The following is a 17,423-nucleotide window of genomic DNA, read 5'->3' on the forward strand; positions in this document are numbered from 1 at the left end:
CAGGGCGACCTCGGGGATGGCGGCGATTTCCAAAGGTTGAGGATCAAGGTGTCGGCGGCGTTGAAATACTGCACCCACCACACACCGTCGAGCGCGGTGGCGGTGATCCGGCAATTGCCATAGCCCCGCGATAGCAGGCTGACCCCGCCCCCGGCCCAGCGCGGCGTCGAGATAGGCCAAATCCTCCGGGGTCATCGGCAACAGGGTGAGGTTGACGACATGGCCGGTGCCGTGTTCGCGGTAGCGCCCGGCGCGGGCCAGGATTTCGGCCAAGAGGGCGGGGCGTTCATCAAACCGGGCGGGTGGGCGGAATCTCGATGCCGGTCGCACCCCTGGCCCGTTCGCGGACCCGGCGCGGCAGGGTCGAGGCTTCCAATGTATCGGAAACCGGTTCCCCGGACCGGCGATGCGCACCCGCCAGATGCCGGCGAAGGCGGTTTCCTGGACCTCGGTGCGGTCGCCCAGCTTGGCGGAAACCTCGCCTTCGCCCAGGGTTTCGTTGAGGACACGGATAACGCCGGGCGGCAGGCCGTGTAAATCGAAACCGGGCTGCTCCGCCCCATCGATCTCCTGGGCGTCCATCCGGGCCAGGAATTCGGCGATGACGGCGGCGGCGGCGTGTTCCTCCTCGCGGGTCGCCGGGGCGCGGCGTAGGGGCATACGGAACACGGCCATCTCGCCGGGGCTGACGATGGCGAGGGCTTCGTCTTCTTCCTGCGGGGGAAAGGGCGACTCGCCGAACACGGGGATGGGGAAGGGTTTCATCGGTGGCTCCGGGATCAATGGCAGGCGGGGGAATCGCCTGCCACGGGAATATTCAAGTTCAGCGGCGGTCGGCTGGCCGGGCGCGACAGGATTTGGCGGGCCTCGGCCAGGAACACCGCCCAGTCCTTCATCCCCTCGATGGCCCCGAGATAGCCGCCATCGCGTAGGAAGACCAGGGCAGGCCAACGTTTGAAACCATAGCGCTCGCGCAATAGGCGGCCGTTGGCGGGTGGAACCACACCGACCCGGCAAGATTCGGGCAGGCCTTGAGCAACTCGGGCAGGATCGCCGCCACGTCCCAGCTTTCCGGCACGCGCTCGGGGTCTTCGGGGAAAAACAGCAGGTTGACGCCGGACGCGGCGGCGAAAACCTCCACGCCGGTCTCGTCCAAGAGGGGAAGGCCGTGATGCTTCACCAGCCGGGCCAATAGCGTGGCGAGCCGGTCCATCGGAATATCGTCGTTCATGAGTGGCCACCACGCAGGAAATCCGGGAGTTGCGGTTCCCGGTCGATCAGGTCGGCGAAATAGGCCGAGACATCTTCCGCGCCCGCCAGCACGGCGTCGAGCGCGTCCAGGGCGGCGTTGCCCTGCCGGGCTTCCTCCTCGGTCAGCGGGGCGCGGGCGGCGTCGAGGAAGGTCATCAGCCATTGGCCCGGTTCCGCTTCGCCCACCAGCATGAGGTCGATCCTGGGGTGTTCCGCGCCGTGGCGGTCGCGGCAGCGGGCGTAGCGGCCTTCCACGGCCAGGATTTGCATGGGTATCCCTAAGCACATGGCTAGCGCCCGTAGAGTACGCGCCCGTCGCCGTGGCGGCAGGCGGCTTGTTCGGAGGGACGCCCCGATTCGTAGGCGTCCAGTTCCAGGCTGGCGTCGTTCAGCGGGTCGGAGGCGTTGCCCAAGGTTCCAGGACGTGCCCCATTGCGCCAGCCGCGCCGCCGCCAAGATTACCGCCGGCCGATCTGCGCTTGATGGCGCCGGAGGCTGCCGCCGTAATCGTCCAGTTCCACCGGCTGTACGCCGATCAGGAGGCATGTGTTCCGGTAGTTGGCCTGTGAGCAGGGCCGCCGCCAGCACCTCCTGAAAGCCGGTCTGGTGCAGGCTCATTTTCTTCGCGCCCATGAAGCGCGGCACGGCATCGTCTTCGACCCAATGCAGTGGTGGCGGGCGGTAGGCCGAAATCTACTGCGTCGAATACCACCAAGCGCCGGGCTGATTGCACATAGGGGCAGGAGGTATAGACCTTGGGTACCGCCGTCCATGGCCGTCACCCGGGCGGTAGGCGGTAGCCCCGTGCGAATTCCTCCACGCAGCGCACTCCGAAGCCTTCGTCGGCCCATTAGGAGATTGCCGATGCCCAGGACCAGGGTTCCGCCGTCCACCGCCATAGCCTAGCCCTTGAAACTGCGCCAGCCGGTGGCGATGGTCTTCAACATGCTCTGACCGGACATCTTGTCCTCGCGGATGGCGATGTAGACATGGATCATCACGAACCAGACCAAGACCCAGGCTATCAGATGATGCCAGGTATGCACATCCTGGCTCTGCCCGAACAGCGGGATGATCCAGCCGAACAGCCGGTCTTGCCAGGAACCTTGGCCCTCGCCTTCGCCATAGAGCGCGAAGCCGGTGCCGATCATGAACACCGCGCCCAGGGTGAACGCGGCGAACATGGAAAGCTGGGCCAGGGGGTTGTGGCCCAGATAGCGGCGCGGTGCGGAATCGAGGAAGAAGAACCAACGCAGTTCGTGCCACAGCCCATCCCACCAAGCGGGCCTGTGGACCGGCACGATGAACAACTCGCGGGCGTGGTGGTTGCCTGCAAAAGCCCAGTACACCCGTCCCAGGAATCCCACCGCGAACACATAGGCGGCGGCGAAATGGGCGAAGCGGATATAACCCATCAGGAAGTTGGCGCTGGCTTCACCTTCGGGCGTGGCCAGGGGATGGGCGATGAGGTAGCCCGTCACCGCCAGCACCACCACGCTGAGGGCGTTGACGGCGTGCCAGAGGCGCACCGGCAGTTCGTAGACATAGACCGGGGCGTCCGGCGCGATTTTCGGTTGAGCGGACATGGTTCCCGTTCTCCCCTCAACGGACCTTGACCCGCGCCATTTCCTCGCCTTCCGGCGACATGACGTGGGTGGAGCAGGCAAGGCATGGGTCGAAGCTGTGGATGGTCCTCAGGATTTCTAGTGGCTCGTCGGCCTTGGCCAGCGGGGTATCCATCAGGGACGCCTCGTAGGCACCGATCTGGCCCTTGGGATCGCGGGGGCTGCCATTCCAGGTGGTCGGTACCACGCACTGGTAGTTCTCGATCTTGCCGTCGGCGATATGCACCCAATGGCCCAGCGCGCCACGTGGGGCTTCGGTGAAACCGACGCCCTTGGTTTGCTTGGGCCAGGTCGAGGGTTCCCATTTCTGGATGTTCGCGGTGGCCAGGTCGCCTGTCTTGATATTGGCGATCATCTTGTCGAAGAAATAGCGCATCTTGTACGCGGCCCATTCGCATTCCAGGGCGCGGGCGGCGGTGCGGCCCAAGGTCGAGAACAGCGCGTTCAAGGGTAGCCCCAAGTCTTTCAGCAGTTTGTCGGTCGGTTCCTTGAACTCCGGGTTGCCCTGGGCGTAGCCCACGATGTAGCGGGCCAGGGGACCGACTTCCATGGCGTGGCCCTTCCAACGCGGCGCTTTGATCCAGGAATACTTGGCGGCTTCGTCCAATTCCTTGATATCGGTCTTGGTGCCTTTGAAATTGGGACCCAGCTCGAAATTGGGAACCGTCACGCCGTCCCAGGGATGCAAGCCTTTTTGCTCGTCGTCGTAGCGATACCAGGAATGGGTGACGAATTCCTGGATTTCCTCCGGGTCGCGCATGTCCACGGCATGGACCTTGGAGAGGTCGCCGCCGACGATGGCCCCGCGTGGCAATAGCAGGTTCCCGGCGGAATAGTCGTTGGCCTTTTCGGGAATATCGCCGTAGGACAGCACGCAGGTCGAGGACAGGCCACCCCCGTATTGCCAATCCTTGTAGAACGAAGCGATAGCTTTGATGTCCGGTAGGTATACCTGTTCGACGAACTCGATGGTCCGGTCGATGATGCTGGATACCAGGTTCAGCCGTTCCATGTTGATGGCTCCGACCGCGCCGACACCGTCCAGATTGATGGCGCAGGGCATCCCGCCGACCAGCCAGTTCGGGTGCGGATTCTTGCCGCCGAACACGGTATGGATTTTGACGATTTCCTTTTGGAAATCGAGGGCTTCCAGGTAATGCGCCACCGCCATGAGATTGGCTTCGGGCGGCAGTTTGTAGGCGGGGCTGCCCCAATAGCCGTTCATGAACGGGCCGAGCTGGCCGGATTCCACGAATTTTTTCAAGCGGCTTTGCAAATCGCGGAAATAGCCGGGCGAAGACAGCGGCCAGGGCGAAATGCTTTGGGCCAGTTCCGAGGTCGCCTTCGGGTCGGCGGACAGGGCGCTGACCACGTCCACCCAGTCCAGGGCGTGCAGGTGATAGAAATGCACCAGGTGGTCATGGACCTGTAGGCACAATTGCATCAGGTTGCGGATGCTGTTGGCGTTTTCGGGAATGGCGATCCCGAGGGCATCCTCCACCGCCCGTACGCTGGTCAGGGCGTGGGTGCCGGTGCAAACACCGCAAATCCTCTCGGTGAAGGCCCAGGCGTCGCGGGGGTCGCGGCCTTTGAGGATGACTTCCAGTCCACGCCACATGGTGCCGGTGGATACGGCGTTGCGGATGACATTGTTTGCGTCGAGGTTGACCTCGACCCGGAGGTGCCCTCGATCCGGCACACCGGATCGACCACGACCCGCTTGCCGCTGTTGTCGAGGTTGAAGCCCTGGGTTGAGTAGGCGGCCATGGCTTAGTTCCCCCCTGGCTGGTTGTTGTTGTCGGATGGCTTGTTCTGCGCCTTCTTGAGGGCGCTGACGGCGGCATGGACGGCGATGGCCGCGCCTACGCCCCCGGCGACGCCGATGCCGATTTGGTCGGCGTTGGATTCGATACCGAACTGGTGGATGCCGGTCACACGGTCGTAGAACCCGCCCTTATCCCAGAAACCGTCCTCCGAACAACCGATGCAGCCGTGCCCGGACTGGATCGGGAAGGAAACGCCGTCGTTCCAGCGCACGGTGGAGCAGGCGTTGTAGGTAGTGGGTCCCTTGCAGCCGACCTTGTACAGGCAATAGCCCTTGCGCGCCGATTCGTCGTCGAAGGCTTCCACGAACTGCCCGGCGTCGAAATGCGGTCGTCGATAGCATTTGTCGTGGATGCGCTGGCCGTAGAACATCTTGGGACGGCCTTGGCGGTCGAGGTCGGGAATCTTGTCGAAGGTCAGCATGTAGGTCACGACGGCTGTCATCACCTCGGCGATGGGCGGGCAACCCGGTACTTTCACGACGGGTTTGTCGATGATGACCTTGTGGACCGGGGTGGCTTTGGTCGGGTTGGGATGGGCGGCTTGTACGCAACCCCAGGAGGCGCAGGAACCCCACGCGATGATGGCTTTGCAATCCTTCGCTACCCGGCGCAGCACTTCCACGAAAGGCTTGCCGCCGTGGATGCAATACATCCCGTCCTCGTTCAGTGGTGGGTTGCCTTCCACGGCCAGGATGTAGTTGCCTTTATATTTTTCGATGATCTCGTCGAAGATGGCCTCGGCTTGATGGCCCGCCGCCGCCATGAGTGTATCGTCATAGTCGAGTGACAGCATGGATAGTACCACATCCTTCGCCAGCGGATGGGCCGAGCGGATGAAGGATTCGGAGCAGCAGGTGCATTCCAGGCCGTGCAGCCACAGGACCGGGGTGCGGGGTTTGGTTTCCAGGGCTTCGGCGATCCTGGGGACGTAGGCTGCGCCCAGTCCCAGGGAGGAAGCCGTGAGGCTACAGAATTTCATGAAGCTGCGGCGGGTGATCCCCTGGCGGCGCAGCACCTCGTAAAACGTTTCGGTCATTGTTCTCCCCTCTGTTCCGCGTGATGTTCCAACCGTTCTTGGCGGTTGTCTGCCTTGTCGGTGGGTGTGGGCGCGTGTTATGGCGGCGAACCCGGAAGCAGGGTTCGGGCCAGATGTGATATCCCGTATTGAATGGGTGGAAAAGGCTCCCGTATCCGCCCCTGCCCTGTCGGCTTTGTTACAACGGCTTACGAATTGTCGGGTTTTGTTGGTTTCACGACAGCCATCGTTTCCCAGTGTCGATTGTCCCGCTTCGTCGTCGGGCCGGGTCGATGTGGATTGGCTGGTTAGGGCCGCTGTAATCGATTTTAAGGCGGGTTTCTGTGTGGGGCGCTGTGTTGGGGTGGGGGATTGGCTTTCCAGCGCTTGGTTGGCGTTTTAGAGGGCTTTCCGGCGCTTTGCGGCCATTGGCTTTCGGCGGTGTTCCCGGATTTGGCTTGATCGGGCCGGCTTGGATTTCCGTTTCCCGCTGTTTTCGGGCGGTGTTGTTTCCGGTTGCGCCGGACCTGGTTTGGTTGCGGGGTTGGGGGCGCGTGGGATGGCCGGTCGGTGCTTCCCGGTTTCGGGGTTGTTTCCTCCGCGTCGCCCGGCTCCGGGAAGGGGTGTCCGGGGTGGATTCCCGCGGCGCGGGGCCGGTGGGTCGGGCATCCGTTTTCGGTCGGGTGGAGGCGGTGTCCGGGCACCGTTTCCGGGGTGGCTCCAGGGTCGATTCGGAGGGCGATTCCGGAAGGAATATTAAAAGGAAGAAGGATAAGAAAAGGAGGAGGCGAAAAATGGATGATAAGTTTTTGTTTTTTTAAGTTTTTTTTTTTGACTTGCGGCTTAAACCTACCACTTCCTGCGGCTTAAACCTACCACTTTGGCCGTTTTTTCGGCCTTTCCGGCGCGACCTGCGGCTTAAACCTACCACTTTTTGGCTGAGTTGCGGGTTAAACCTACCACCTTTTCGGCCAGTTGCGGGTTAAACCTACCATAGTTGCGGCTTAAACCTACCACCTTGGCCTTCCAGCCTGTGGATAACTTTCGATTTTTTGCACATTTTTGGTGCAAAAAAATCAGTTGCGGCTTAAACCTACCACCAGTTGCGGCTTAAACCTACCACTTCCTGCGGCTTAAACCTACCACCCACCCGCGGCTTAAACCTACCACCTGGAGAGGCTCCCCGGAGGGTTCGGCTAGGCGGGGTTTTTGACGGACTGTTGGCGCTTGTTGGCGGCCTTGATTTCGCGGACGAAGTCGGGATGCGGGGTGAGGTCGAAATGGATATCGACGATCTTGTTCCTGGCTTCGCGTTCGTCGCGCCGGACATGGTCGAGCAGCACCCGGTGTTCCTTCAGTTCGTTCAGGGCCGCCTCCAGCTTGCGGAGGTCGTCGTTGTTGCGCTTGCTGCCAAGGAGCCCGCTATCCCTCCGCACGGAGGCGAGGCTCAGGGTGTAGGAGACCAGGATCGAGGCGTTCACGTAGTTATGGGCCAGTATCTTGTGCAGCCAGCGGGCGAGCTGGTTGGTATAGGACATGACCAGGTGGTAGTTGTATTGGCGGTAGGAGAGGGCGTCGATGCTTTGTGTCACCAGGGGGTGGAAATGCGCCACCCAGCGGGCGTCGGGGTCCTTCATCCAGTCGGAGCGCGAGACTGTGGCCAGCGAGGGCAGGTAGCTGGTCTTGGCGAAGCCCTTGCCGTCGGGCAGGCTGATCTCGATATGGCTGCCGACCAGGATGTTGAGGCTACGGATGATCTCCTGGTAGGAGCGGGCGTGGCCGCGCTTCTTGAGTTCGCGGCGTAGCAGGCTGAGCGAGAACACCACGCCGCTCTTGAATTCCGGCTTGTCGAAGAAGCCCTTCTGCTGCTCGGCGGCGATCTTGCGCAGGGCGTCCTCGACGATCTCCTCGTTGCCGCTGGGATAGAACGCTTTGTCCCCGCCGCCTTCGACATCGATGATGGCGGGCGAGATGCGCACTTTATATTCGCGTTTTTTATAGATGAAGGTCTTTTCCAGCCGCGGCAACAATCCTTCCTTGGTCCGGGCCTGGTTCATGGCTTGCTGGGTGGTGGCGTACTTGGGGATGCTGTCCCAGAGTTCGATGGTGTTGGAGAGCCGGTCGCGCTCGTCGTCGCTGTTGCAGAGGAAGGTCTGGAACAGCGAGAGCTGGGGGCTGTTGAAGGCGGAGACGGGCGGGGAAGTGGCGTTGTTGGCGATCTTGGATTTGGGCATGGGTCTGCGTCCGCTTGGGGTAATGGCCGGTGAAACCATTATATATAGCGTCGCGCCCGCTCCCATGCGGGGGGTGGCGAATAGGGAAACCCCTTCGAATCAAGGACTTGGTTCGAAGGTGCCGGGAATCGTGGCCGGTTTGGCGTTCTGGGCGTCCCACAGGGTCTTGTAGGCGGTGTCGAGGCGGGATAGGCGGCGGTTGGCGCTTTCGAGCCGGGCGTATTCCGGGAAGCGGCCTGCGGACCTCCCATACCAATTCTCCATCGCGGCGTTCAGGCGTTCCTTCTCGGCGAACACCGCCGAGATCCGCCGTTTCAGCCATTCCAGCCGGTGGGGCGCGCCCAACTCGGCCAGCCGGTAGCCCACGGCCCCCTCGAAGATGCGGACGCCGCCGCCCTCGGCCACGGTTTGGCGCAGGGTTTCCGGGTCCAGGACTTCGATCCCGGCCAGGGCGTCCACGCCCCAATCGGCCAATTCCGGCAGCCAGGGCACGGTCGGTCCCATCAGCACGGTGTATGCGGAACGGGACAATTCGGCCAGCCGGGGGAAGGTCTTATTGGTCAGGGAACTGCCCGTGAGGAAAACCCAATCGGCTTCCGGGAGCAGGAATTCGCAGGCGGGGTCGGGGAAATCGTTCCCTTCGGGCGTCCGCTCCAGGACGCCGAGGCGGCAATATTCGCCCAGTTTGGCGAGGCCGGGATAGCGGCCCACCACCACCACCTTCTTGCCGGCGAGGCGCGGCAGGAAATACTCGAACAGCGCCAAATTGGCGGGCAATACGGAGCCGGGCCGTACCGCCACGGTTTCCGGCGGCGGGGCGAGGTCGGCCAACGCGGCATTGGTGGCGGCCATGCCGACGGTGGCTTGGTAGGGTTCCCAGGCCGCGAGCCAAGCCGCCAGTTCGGCCACCGGCCTCCCGTACAGTGTGCCCGGCCAGGACAATGTGCGGGTCGGAATTTGCGGGCTCATCGCCAAACCGATGCCCCGGTCGGTGCGGCACAGGGTCCAGATCGGCCCGATGACGACTTCCCGCACCGGGTCGGGCGGGGAAGCGTAGTCGGTCAGGAGTTCGTAGAGGGCTTGGGGAGTCATCGGTGCGGGTTTATTCCAGGGCCGGGATCAATTGCGGTTCGGCCTTGATTTCGGTGCCTTGGCCCCAGGCGGTCACGCTTTCCACGAACCAGCGGCGGTCGGTCGGATGCGGTTCGGCCACGTCGAATTCGGCGTAGAAGCTGCCGTTGCCGTGGAATTTCAGTCCGCCGATGCGGTAGCCGCGGGCGTTGGTCCAGGTGCCGACCAGGGTTTCCTCGCCGCTGTAGGGATCGGTCTCGGAGTGGTAATGGGCCAAGTCTGGCAACGGGCGGGGCCGGGATTCCCGCGGCGGGAAGCCGAGCTTGCTGATTTCGGTTTCGAGCCGGGCGCAAATGGCCTCGGCCAGGGGCCGGATTGCCGCCAGCTTGGCGTCCAGCATGGGATGGCTCATGGCGCTACTCCTTAATATATGGTCTACGGTCCCGCCGCCCGCCACGCCTCGTAGCCATCGATGAGGTCGTAGACTTCCTTGAAGCCGAAATCCTTGAACATCTGGGCGTAGGTCTGGCTGGCGTTGCCGTGGTAGCAATAGATCAAGACGGGATCGGCCTTGGGCGTGCCGAACAGCACCCGTTCGAGGTTGGCCTCCGACAGGCGCTCCGCCGTGCCGATCCGGCCCGCTTCGAACGAGGCCGGGTCGCGGGCGTCGTAGACCCGGAGCGCGGGGTTGTCGAGCAGGGTCCGGGTTTCGGTGGCGGTGATCCGCCGCCATGCGTTGTCCGCTGCCATGTTTTTTCCTCCCATGGGTTCAGAGTTCGTCGTCGTGGACCGCCATCCAGCTATAGCCGCCCTGGTCCCAGAGCTGGGCCAGCACTTGGTCGGCGGTATAGCCGGGATATTGCGATTTCACGGATTCGTATTCGGCCAGGAAGGCATCGCGCTCCTCGCCCTCGAAATAGACGGCGCTGTGTTCCTCCTTGGCGCGGAGGGCGTAGGTGGAGCCGTCGCCGTAGGACAGCAGCGCGAATTCCGCGCCTTCCGCCACCACCGCGACGGGTTCTGATAATTCGGGCATGGTCATCCTCCTGGGGTTGGATCGCGCCCGGCGTAGGGCGGCAAGGTGAGTATCCGGGTATCCACCAGCGGGAAACCCACGGTGAAATGGTAGAGCGATTGGAAGGCCGGCCCTTCGAGGCCCAGCAGTTGATGGAATACATCGTCGAAATAGCAGCCGATGCCGGTGCCGCGCACACCCAGGGCTTCGGCCTCCAGGTACAAGGCTTGTCCCAACAGCCCGGCTTCCCAATAGAGCCGCCGGTAGGCCCAGGGTGCTTCAGCCAGGGACGCCTCGAATTCGGCCAGCATCCCCAGCGCGAACGAGCTATCCGCGCCGATAGCCTGATGGCAGTTGATGGCCCGCCCGATCTTGGCGCAATCGCCCGCCACCAGCCGGAACAGCGGCAAATGGCCGGGACAGCCCGCGGGCCGGGTCCACTCGAAATCCGGCTTGCAGGCGGCGCGTAGATCGGTTTCGATCCCGGCGCGGCGGGGCAGGGCGTAGAGTCCCGGTTCCAGTCCTGCCACCCGGTGTACGAACAGCACCGGATGCAGCCGGGGCGCGGCGTTCCAGGTGTCGAAGGGCGCGGTATCGGCGCGGGGCAATAGGCCGTCCAACAGCCGGTAGAAGGCGGCGGCGCTCATGGTCTGTTTGCGGTCGAAATGCTGGGCGCTGCGGCGTTGGCGGATCAGCGCCGCCACCGGGGTGGGGTCCAGACCTGGCAGGGATGGATAAGCCACCGCTGTCGATCCGGGCGTTTCGGGCACTGCTTCGGGTGTGCGGCTGGCTTCCGCGACTTCGTCGATCACCGGCCAGTGGTACATGGGATGCGGGTCGAGCCGGTTGGCCTGTCCGCGCCAAGCTTCGGGCGGGAGGACGAAATCGGGCGCGGCGGCGCTTGGGGCGGCGTCGGCCAGCAGTTCCAGCAGTAGTTCCGGTTCTTCCTCCTCCACGCCCAGGAAATCCCCGCGCCGGTCCAAACCGAGCAGCGCCGCCAAGCCGGCGGAACCCAAGCCCGCCACGATACCGACCCGCCAACCCAGGGCCGCCGCCGCATAGCGCAAAGCGCCGATGGCATGGCCGGTGTCGAGCTGGCAATAGCGGAACGCCCGCTCGCCGTATTTCCAGGCTTCCCGCCAATGGATGGAACTCAGGGCCACGAAGACCCGTGATTCCACAACGGACGCCGGGTCGCACGCAGCGCGTTGTTCCAGCACATGGTCGCGGCTGAGGTAGTGATAAACACCGTCGGCGAGGTCGGCCACGCCCCGGCACAGCACATAACCCTCGGTCGGGTGCAGGTTCCCGCTGGAAGGATTACAGCGCAAGGCCCAACGGTCGGGTCCGTATTCCTTCCAGGCCGACAGGCCCAGCGACAGTTCCAGCAGGAGGGCGAGGTTTTCCAGCGAGAAGGGGCGCGGCGGCACGCCCCCCGGCCGGCTCAGCGCGGCGTAGGGCGTGGCGGGGCCGGCCGCCGCCAGGGGCAGCCGGACCTGCGGGGCACCTTCGTACCAGCGGAAAGGTTCCGGCTGGGCCGACCAATCCAGGGTTTCCGGTCCCGCCGCGTAGCGCTCGAAACGGTGCTTGGTGCGCTCGTGATAGGCCAAAACCGCGGCCAGCGCCGGAGCGCCGGGTTCCAAGGGGGGATTCATGGGGTTGTGGACTCCGGGGGCGGGCAGGGGTGGGGGCGTTGGCATTGTTCCAGGTGGGCGGCGGGCGCGTCGGCGGCGGAACCCAGGCCGATCCAGGCGGCGACTTTTCCGGGGTCGAAACCGACTTCCCGTGCTTCCCCGACCTGCATCAGCGGGCGGCGGATCAACAGCGGGTCTTTGAGCATCAAGGCCAGGGCTTCGGTTTCGTCCAGGTTTTCCGGGACCACTTCGCCCGCCTTTACCCTGGGGGCGGCGCGGTTGAACCATTCCGCCACCGGACGCCCGCCGAAGAAGGGCCGCAGGGTCTCGACGGTCCAGGGGGTGGTCAGGAGGTTCCGCACGATCAATTCATGGCCGGCCTCGGCCAGCAGGTTTTTTTGCCGGGTGTTGTTGCCGCAGCCGGGTTTTTCGTAGAAGACGATGGTCGCCATGGGTGGGGTTCCGGGCGTTGGGATGGGGTTAGGCGGTGGAAAACCGTTTGGCCAGGAAGGCGGCGGCCCCCGATAGCGCGAAGGCGGTGCCTTCCGCCAAGGGCGCGGCCTCCGGGGCGGGGTTTTCCGGCGGCTTGTTGCGGCGGACCAGGGCGGCGGCGTAGGCCCGGCACTGTTCGGGCGCGGCCTCGGCGTAGCTGTAGCACAGTTCCTCCCCGGTATCGATATGGCTTTCCCAGCCTTCCAGACCTTCGGGGTTTTTGAGGCTGGCCCGGACATCTTCCGCCGCGCCGATGTACACCAGCTTTTGTGGCGAACACGCCTGCTTCTTGCCGCTGTAGATGCAGGTGTAGACGCAATAAATCCCCGGTGCCGCCGGGACGGAGGCTTTTTTCTTGTCGCGCCAATAGCCCTGGAATTCGAGGGTGATTGCGGGGGATGCGTCCATGGTCGTGTCCTCTAGGGATGGGACGGCAACGGGGCCGACGCCCGCCGCAACAGGCCCATCCCGCCGCCGATGTGGGTGGGTTCGAGCAAATCGCCGCGCTCGGCGAGGTCGAGCAGGGCGTCGGCCTGCCATTCGATCTGGCGGCGGATATCGGGGTCCAGCGCCTTCAGCCAGCGGGTGGGGATCGCCGCCGCGCCATAGGCCGCGCCCGCCACCATGCCGGCGATGGCTCCGGTGGTGTCGGCGTCGTCGCCGCGGTTCACCACCCAGGTCAGGCAGTCGGCGAAGTTCTCGGTGCTGAACAGGCCATACAGCACGGTCTGCAAGGTATCGACGATATAGCCGCTGGCCCGGCCCGGATAGGGATCGAAGCGGAATTCGGGATGGCGCGCGATCAGGTCGGCGGCGATGGACCGGCAATCGTCCAGGGTTCCGCCCAGGATCAAGCTTTGCGCCATCTGTCCGGTCGCCAGGGTGGCGGCGTCCGACAGCGGATGGTGGTGGGTGATATGGGATTGCTCGACCGTGCAGCGGGTGAACGTGGCCGGTTCCCCCAGGGTGGCGAGGACCACCGGCACATTCCTCATGCACGCGCCGTTGCCGCCGTCGCCCGGATTCAAGGGTGCCTCCAGGCTGCCGTCGGTCATGAAACGGCGGATGCCGCGGCGGCAGGTGTTGCCGACATCGGGCGGGCGGCGTTTGAGCCAGGCCGTGAAGGATTCGGCCACGGCGTGGAGGTCCCAGCCGCCGCTCTCGACGATGGCCCGGCCCAGGGCCAGGGACATCTCGGTGTCGTCGGTGATCTGCCCGGCCTTGAGCTTGAGCCAGCCGCCGCCGACGATCTTGTCGTGGACGCCGTAGCGGTGGCTGATCTCCCGGGGTGTCATGAATTCCACGGTGGCTCCCAGGGCGTCGCCGATGGCGACGCCGAGATAAGCGCCCAGGGCGCGTTCGCGGCGGATCGAGGTGTTCATCAGTAATAGGTGGCCTTCACCCGGTATTCGCCGCCGACGATCATGTACTCCGATTCGGCCTTGAGTCCGTGGCCCGGCAGCAGGTCGTTGAAAAACAGGATCTTCACCAGGGGCACTTTCACCTCCAGGATGAAATCGCCGAATTCGCAGGCGATATCGCGGTTGGCGGTGAACGACACCAGGTTGTTGAGCCTGACCGTCATCCAGCGGCCCTCGCGCGGGCCGATCTGGCGTTGTTCGTGGAAGCCGTTCTCGCCCCGGTAGAGGGTGACATGGCGGCGTTCCAGAAGGCTAAAGCGTTGCATCGTCCATTGGCAGAATTCGTACAACAGGTCGAGTTGCAGGTTGATGCTGTTGTTGTGGAAGCGGCTGGACATCTTCTCCTCGACATAGCCCATCCAGGCGGGCGAGGGGAAGCGGCCCAAAGGCTCCTTGTGGAAGGTCGGGAACAGGCCGAAGCGGCTTTCCACCCAGCCTTTCAACACCGCGCCCTGCGGGTTGTTGGAATCGAACCCCCAACCGCTCAGGAGCTTGAGGTAACTGGAACGGAACCGCCTGGGCCCGTCCCCGCTTTTTGGTTTTTCCCCGTACAGGCCGAACACCAGGTACATGTAGTCCTGGAAGATTTCCGCCGCCGCCTGGGGGTCGGGGGCGGTGTCGAGGCGGTCGAACAGGCCGTAGTTGGCTTCCCTAACGCCCGCGATCCGCAGCGGCTGCGGATACTCGTTGAAGGCGCTGCTGGCCAGCAACCGGGTGGGAATCCCCACCAGGTGGTTGATGCTGTGGCCGATGCTGGCGGGTTCGTCTGCCATGGTGCGGGCGCTGCCTCTGTGGGGTTTTGTAGGGTGGGCATGCGCCCACCCAGTCCGGGCCATCCCGGTGGGCATGAATACATGCCCACCCTACCGTCCTTACACCGGGCGGTTTTCCGGGATTTTGATCGGACCCATGACCTGCAGGCCTTCCTCGAAGCTGATCTCGGGGAATTTCTCGTCGAACCCGGCGGCGGCGTCGGCCACGATTTGCAGCTTGCCGGCGGTGTCCATCTTCTTCAGGTCGCCGCGGTCGATCATGAACATATCCCTGAGTTCGTTATATACCGTGGCTTCTTCCAGGGGCAGCACCCAGAAGGTCGCGCCGCCGTAGCTGATCTGGAATTTCTTGTCGATGGGCAGGTTGCCGGCGAAGAAGAAATACTTGCCGGTCGGCGACAGCTTATCGCCCAGCACTTCGCACAGGAGCTTCAGGTATTCCAGGGACAAGGCCACCCCGGCCAGGAATTCGATGGTCGGTTCGCCTGCTTTGGCGACGATCATCACCTGGTCGAAGCGGATTTCCGGCGGGCGGGCCTCGTCGCTGAACTGCTGGGCGAACTTCAGGGCGATTTCGCCGCGGAAGCCGAAATAGCCCGGTTTGGTTTGGCCTTTGAAGACCGGGGACAGCAAACGCTTTTCGGCGTCCAGGCTGGCGAGGGCGGTTTCGGTGATGGTGGTCATAAGACTCCTTATTTGAGGGTGGTTGCGAAATCTAGGGTTGGTTGCGGAGGAAATCGGCGGTCTTGTGGAAGGACGCGGCCAGTTGGGCACGGAGTTCCGCGTCGGGCACCTGTTCCTCCAGGGCTTGATTCATACAGGACAGCCAGGCATCCCGCGCCGCCGCGTCGATGGGGAACGGGAGATGGCGTTGCCTGAGCTTGGGCGGGCCGAAACGCTCGGTGAACAGCGGCGGTCCCCCCAGCCAGCCCGACAGGAACAAGTACAGCTTCTCCTTCGAGGAGGCCAAGTCCTCCGGGTGCATGGCGCGGATGGCCCGGGCTTCCGGCTTCCGGTCCATCAGTTCGTAGAAGCGCTCGACCAGGTTGCGCACGGCGGTTTCCCCGCCGAGCCGCTGGTAATGCGGATTGTTCGGGGTCTGCGGGAGGGCGTTGGAAGGGACCGACATCGTTACATCACCTGGACCGGGATGCTGAGCTTCACCGAGCGCCCGAGCTGGGCGTCCACCTTCTGGCGGGCCTTCTCGATGGTCAGGGGCTTGGCCAGGATGGAGTTCGCGCCATTCCTGAGGCATTCCTGGGCCAAGGGGTCGGTGGCGGAATCGGCCACCATCACGATCTTGAGGTTGGAAATCTTGGAGCGGATTTCGGCCAGGACGCCGACGCCCTTCTCCTTGACGATGCTTATGCCCAGGAAGATCAAGTCCGGCTTCCAGTCCACGGCCTTGCGGTAGACCGCTTCGAGGTCGGGGATTTCGTGGGTCTCGTTCTCGTCGTGCAGCATGAATTGCAGCGCCGCGCTCATGATTTCGTCGTTGTCCACCACGAACACGCGCTTGTTATCCACGGCCTTATTACTGTCTACACCGATCTGCATGGAGGGTTCCTCGGGTTGGTGGATGGAAGCTGGGCATTCCCGGACTGCGGTCCCGCCTGGCTTCTTATAGGAGCGGGGATCATCCGGGAAGCTTGAATCGAAAGCTAACAGCCATTCAGCAATATCCATTCCACGTTTGTTTGATTCCCGACAAAATCCGGGGGGATTGGGCCAAGCAATTGATTCGCAAGGGGAAGCCGGAGCTTGTGCGAATTTACCCGCAAATTGAGGGGTTTGTGTCGTTCCTTACAAACTCAATGGTTTTGTCCACTTGATAACACGGGAGCGCATCCCCATGGGGGTCGGCCATATCCGGTTTTTTCCTTTTAAAACAAGTGGATATAAATTCAAAACGAACATGGCACGGTCTCTGCAACATAGGGTTCGGGCGGTATCCACACCGGGAGAAACGGTGAAGCCACCAAGAAAAAAAAGAAATGCACACCGATTTCGGCGCAGATTTTTTCTTTCGGCGGAGTTTACCGGTCCATACACCCAGAGATCGTTTTCGATTAACACCTGTTACAACTGGAGATAAACCATGGCTAGTTTGAGACAGATTGCTTTCTACGGCAAAGGCGGCATCGGTAAGTCCACCACCTCCCAGAACACCCTGGCCGCTCTGGCCGAAATGGGCCAACGCATCCTGATCGTGGGCTGCGACCCCAAGGCCGACTCCACCCGTCTGATCCTGCACGCCAAGGCCCAGGACACCATCCTGTCCCTGGCCGCCGACGCCGGCAGCGTGGAGGACCTGGAGCTGGAAGACGTGATGAAGGTCGGTTTCCGCGACATCCGTTGCGTGGAATCCGGTGGCCCGGAGCCGGGCGTCGGCTGCGCCGGCCGCGGTGTCATCACCTCCATCAACTTCCTGGAGGAAGAAGGCGCGTATGAGGACATCGACTATGTGTCCTACGACGTGTTGGGCGACGTGGTCTGCGGTGGTTTCGCCATGCCGATCCGCGAGAACAAGGCCCAGGAAATCTACATCGTCATGTCCGGCGAAATGATGGCCATGTACGCGGCCAACAACATCTCCAAGGGCATTCTGAAGTACGCGAACAGCGGCGGCGTGCGCCTGGGCGGCTTGGTCTGCAACGAGCGCCAGACCGACAAGGAACTGGAACTGGCCGAGTCCCTCGCCGCCAAGCTGGGCACCAAGCTGATCTACTTCGTACCGCGCGACAACATCGTGCAGCACGCCGAACTCCGCCGCATGACCGTTATCGAGTATGCCCCGGAATCCAAGCAGGCCCAGCACTACCGCAACCTGGCCGAGAAGGTCCACGCCAATTCCGGCAACGGCATCATTCCGACCCCCATCACCATGGACGAGTTGGAAGACCTGTTGATGGAACACGGCGTCATGGCCCAGGTCGACGAAAGCCAAGTCGGCAAGACCGCGTCCGAACTGGCCGCCTAAACCGGTAGCCCGGACGGGACCGCGCCCTAGTTACACCGCCGGGCGCGGTTCCGGTCCCTCTTGCGGGTCGTTCGAGTAGCCCGGCC

General features: G+C 63.4%; 19 protein-coding genes and 2 pseudogenes. 1 reads left to right on the forward strand and 20 read right to left on the reverse strand.

What is annotated here, in order from left to right:
• The 20 genes and pseudogenes from B9N93_RS22055 to B9N93_RS22150 all read right to left on the reverse strand — a co-directional run.
• Positions 1 to 765 (reverse strand): hydrogenase expression/formation C-terminal domain-containing protein (locus B9N93_RS22055; RefSeq protein ID WP_085216759.1); only part of this gene is annotated, 765 nt, incomplete at its 3' end.
• A gap of 173 nt (positions 766 to 938) precedes the next feature.
• A pseudogene (locus tag B9N93_RS25805) lies at positions 939 to 1,231 on the reverse strand (hypothetical protein); the annotation flags it as partial.
• The gene (locus B9N93_RS22065) at positions 1,228 to 1,539 is read right to left on the reverse strand and encodes a HypC/HybG/HupF family hydrogenase formation chaperone (protein ID WP_085216546.1); all 312 of its coding nucleotides are present in this window, start codon (positions 1,537 to 1,539) and stop codon (positions 1,228 to 1,230) included. The pseudogene B9N93_RS25805 and the gene B9N93_RS22065, both read right to left, overlap by 4 nt.
• A 2-nt stretch (positions 1,540 to 1,541) precedes the next feature.
• Positions 1,542 to 1,664: a hypothetical protein gene (locus tag B9N93_RS26525; RefSeq protein WP_254899515.1), complete on the reverse strand. Its 123-nt coding sequence runs from the start codon at positions 1,662 to 1,664 to the stop codon at positions 1,542 to 1,544.
• Positions 1,665 to 2,153: 489 nt separating this feature from the next.
• Positions 2,154 to 2,837, reverse strand: coding sequence for a Ni/Fe-hydrogenase, b-type cytochrome subunit (gene cybH, locus B9N93_RS22075; RefSeq protein ID WP_085216547.1), 684 nt, complete (start codon positions 2,835 to 2,837; stop codon positions 2,154 to 2,156).
• Between the two features lie 16 nt (positions 2,838 to 2,853).
• Positions 2,854 to 4,643 (reverse strand): annotated as a pseudogene (locus tag B9N93_RS22080) (nickel-dependent hydrogenase large subunit).
• A gap of 3 nt (positions 4,644 to 4,646) precedes the next feature.
• Complete coding sequence (locus tag B9N93_RS22085; RefSeq protein ID WP_085216548.1) at positions 4,647 to 5,738, reverse strand: hydrogenase small subunit; 1,092 nt, start codon at positions 5,736 to 5,738, stop codon at positions 4,647 to 4,649.
• Between the two features lie 1,175 nt (positions 5,739 to 6,913).
• Positions 6,914 to 7,951 (reverse strand): hypothetical protein, encoded by a 1,038-nt coding sequence (locus B9N93_RS22090; protein ID WP_085216549.1) that lies wholly within the window; start codon positions 7,949 to 7,951, stop codon positions 6,914 to 6,916.
• 99 nt (positions 7,952 to 8,050) lie between these two features.
• Positions 8,051 to 9,043 carry a DUF364 domain-containing protein gene (locus tag B9N93_RS22095; RefSeq protein WP_085216550.1) on the reverse strand — a complete coding sequence of 331 codons (993 nt, stop codon included), beginning with the start codon at positions 9,041 to 9,043 and terminating at the stop codon, positions 8,051 to 8,053.
• Between the two features lie 10 nt (positions 9,044 to 9,053).
• Positions 9,054 to 9,434, reverse strand: coding sequence for a hypothetical protein (locus B9N93_RS22100; RefSeq protein WP_254899508.1), 381 nt, complete (start codon positions 9,432 to 9,434; stop codon positions 9,054 to 9,056).
• 23 nt (positions 9,435 to 9,457) lie between these two features.
• Positions 9,458 to 9,772: a rhodanese-like domain-containing protein gene (locus B9N93_RS22105; protein ID WP_176225401.1), complete on the reverse strand. Its 315-nt coding sequence runs from the start codon at positions 9,770 to 9,772 to the stop codon at positions 9,458 to 9,460.
• Positions 9,773 to 9,791: 19 nt separating this feature from the next.
• Positions 9,792 to 10,058 (reverse strand): hypothetical protein, encoded by a 267-nt coding sequence (locus tag B9N93_RS22110; RefSeq protein ID WP_085216552.1) that lies wholly within the window; start codon positions 10,056 to 10,058, stop codon positions 9,792 to 9,794.
• Positions 10,059 to 10,060: 2 nt separating this feature from the next.
• Positions 10,061 to 11,692, reverse strand: a complete 1,632-nt coding sequence (locus B9N93_RS22115; protein WP_085216553.1) for a SagB/ThcOx family dehydrogenase — start codon at positions 11,690 to 11,692, stop codon at positions 10,061 to 10,063.
• On the reverse strand, positions 11,689 to 12,123 hold the full coding sequence (locus tag B9N93_RS22120; RefSeq protein WP_085216554.1) for an ArsC/Spx/MgsR family protein: 435 nt from the start codon (positions 12,121 to 12,123) through the stop codon (positions 11,689 to 11,691). Before B9N93_RS22120 ends, B9N93_RS22115 begins: the two co-directional genes overlap by 4 nt.
• A gap of 28 nt (positions 12,124 to 12,151) precedes the next feature.
• Entirely contained in the window at positions 12,152 to 12,571 is a 420-nt protein-coding gene (locus B9N93_RS22125) for a hypothetical protein (RefSeq protein WP_085216555.1), read from the reverse strand.
• 11 nt (positions 12,572 to 12,582) lie between these two features.
• Entirely contained in the window at positions 12,583 to 13,545 is a 963-nt protein-coding gene (gene draG / locus B9N93_RS22130) for an ADP-ribosyl-[dinitrogen reductase] hydrolase (protein WP_085216556.1), read from the reverse strand.
• Positions 13,545 to 14,357 (reverse strand): NAD(+)--dinitrogen-reductase ADP-D-ribosyltransferase, encoded by an 813-nt coding sequence (locus tag B9N93_RS22135; protein WP_085216557.1) that lies wholly within the window; start codon positions 14,355 to 14,357, stop codon positions 13,545 to 13,547. The genes draG and B9N93_RS22135 overlap by 1 nt, the downstream gene beginning before the upstream one ends.
• 99 nt (positions 14,358 to 14,456) lie before the next feature.
• The gene (locus B9N93_RS22140) at positions 14,457 to 15,041 is read right to left on the reverse strand and encodes a hypothetical protein (RefSeq protein WP_085216558.1); all 585 of its coding nucleotides are present in this window, start codon (positions 15,039 to 15,041) and stop codon (positions 14,457 to 14,459) included.
• Between the two features lie 31 nt (positions 15,042 to 15,072).
• Positions 15,073 to 15,486 (reverse strand): group II truncated hemoglobin, encoded by a 414-nt coding sequence (locus B9N93_RS22145; protein ID WP_085216559.1) that lies wholly within the window; start codon positions 15,484 to 15,486, stop codon positions 15,073 to 15,075.
• Positions 15,487 to 15,488: 2 nt separating this feature from the next.
• Positions 15,489 to 15,914: a response regulator gene (locus B9N93_RS22150; RefSeq protein ID WP_085216560.1), complete on the reverse strand. Its 426-nt coding sequence runs from the start codon at positions 15,912 to 15,914 to the stop codon at positions 15,489 to 15,491.
• A gap of 541 nt (positions 15,915 to 16,455) precedes the next feature.
• Here B9N93_RS22150 and nifH point away from each other — a divergent pair.
• On the forward strand, positions 16,456 to 17,337 hold the full coding sequence (nifH, locus tag B9N93_RS22155; protein ID WP_085216561.1) for a nitrogenase iron protein: 882 nt from the start codon (positions 16,456 to 16,458) through the stop codon (positions 17,335 to 17,337).
• Positions 17,338 to 17,423 lie beyond the last annotated feature (86 nt).

Source organism: Methylomagnum ishizawai, from assembly GCF_900155475.1.
Lineage (GTDB): Bacteria > Pseudomonadota > Gammaproteobacteria > Methylococcales > Methylococcaceae > Methylomagnum > Methylomagnum ishizawai_A.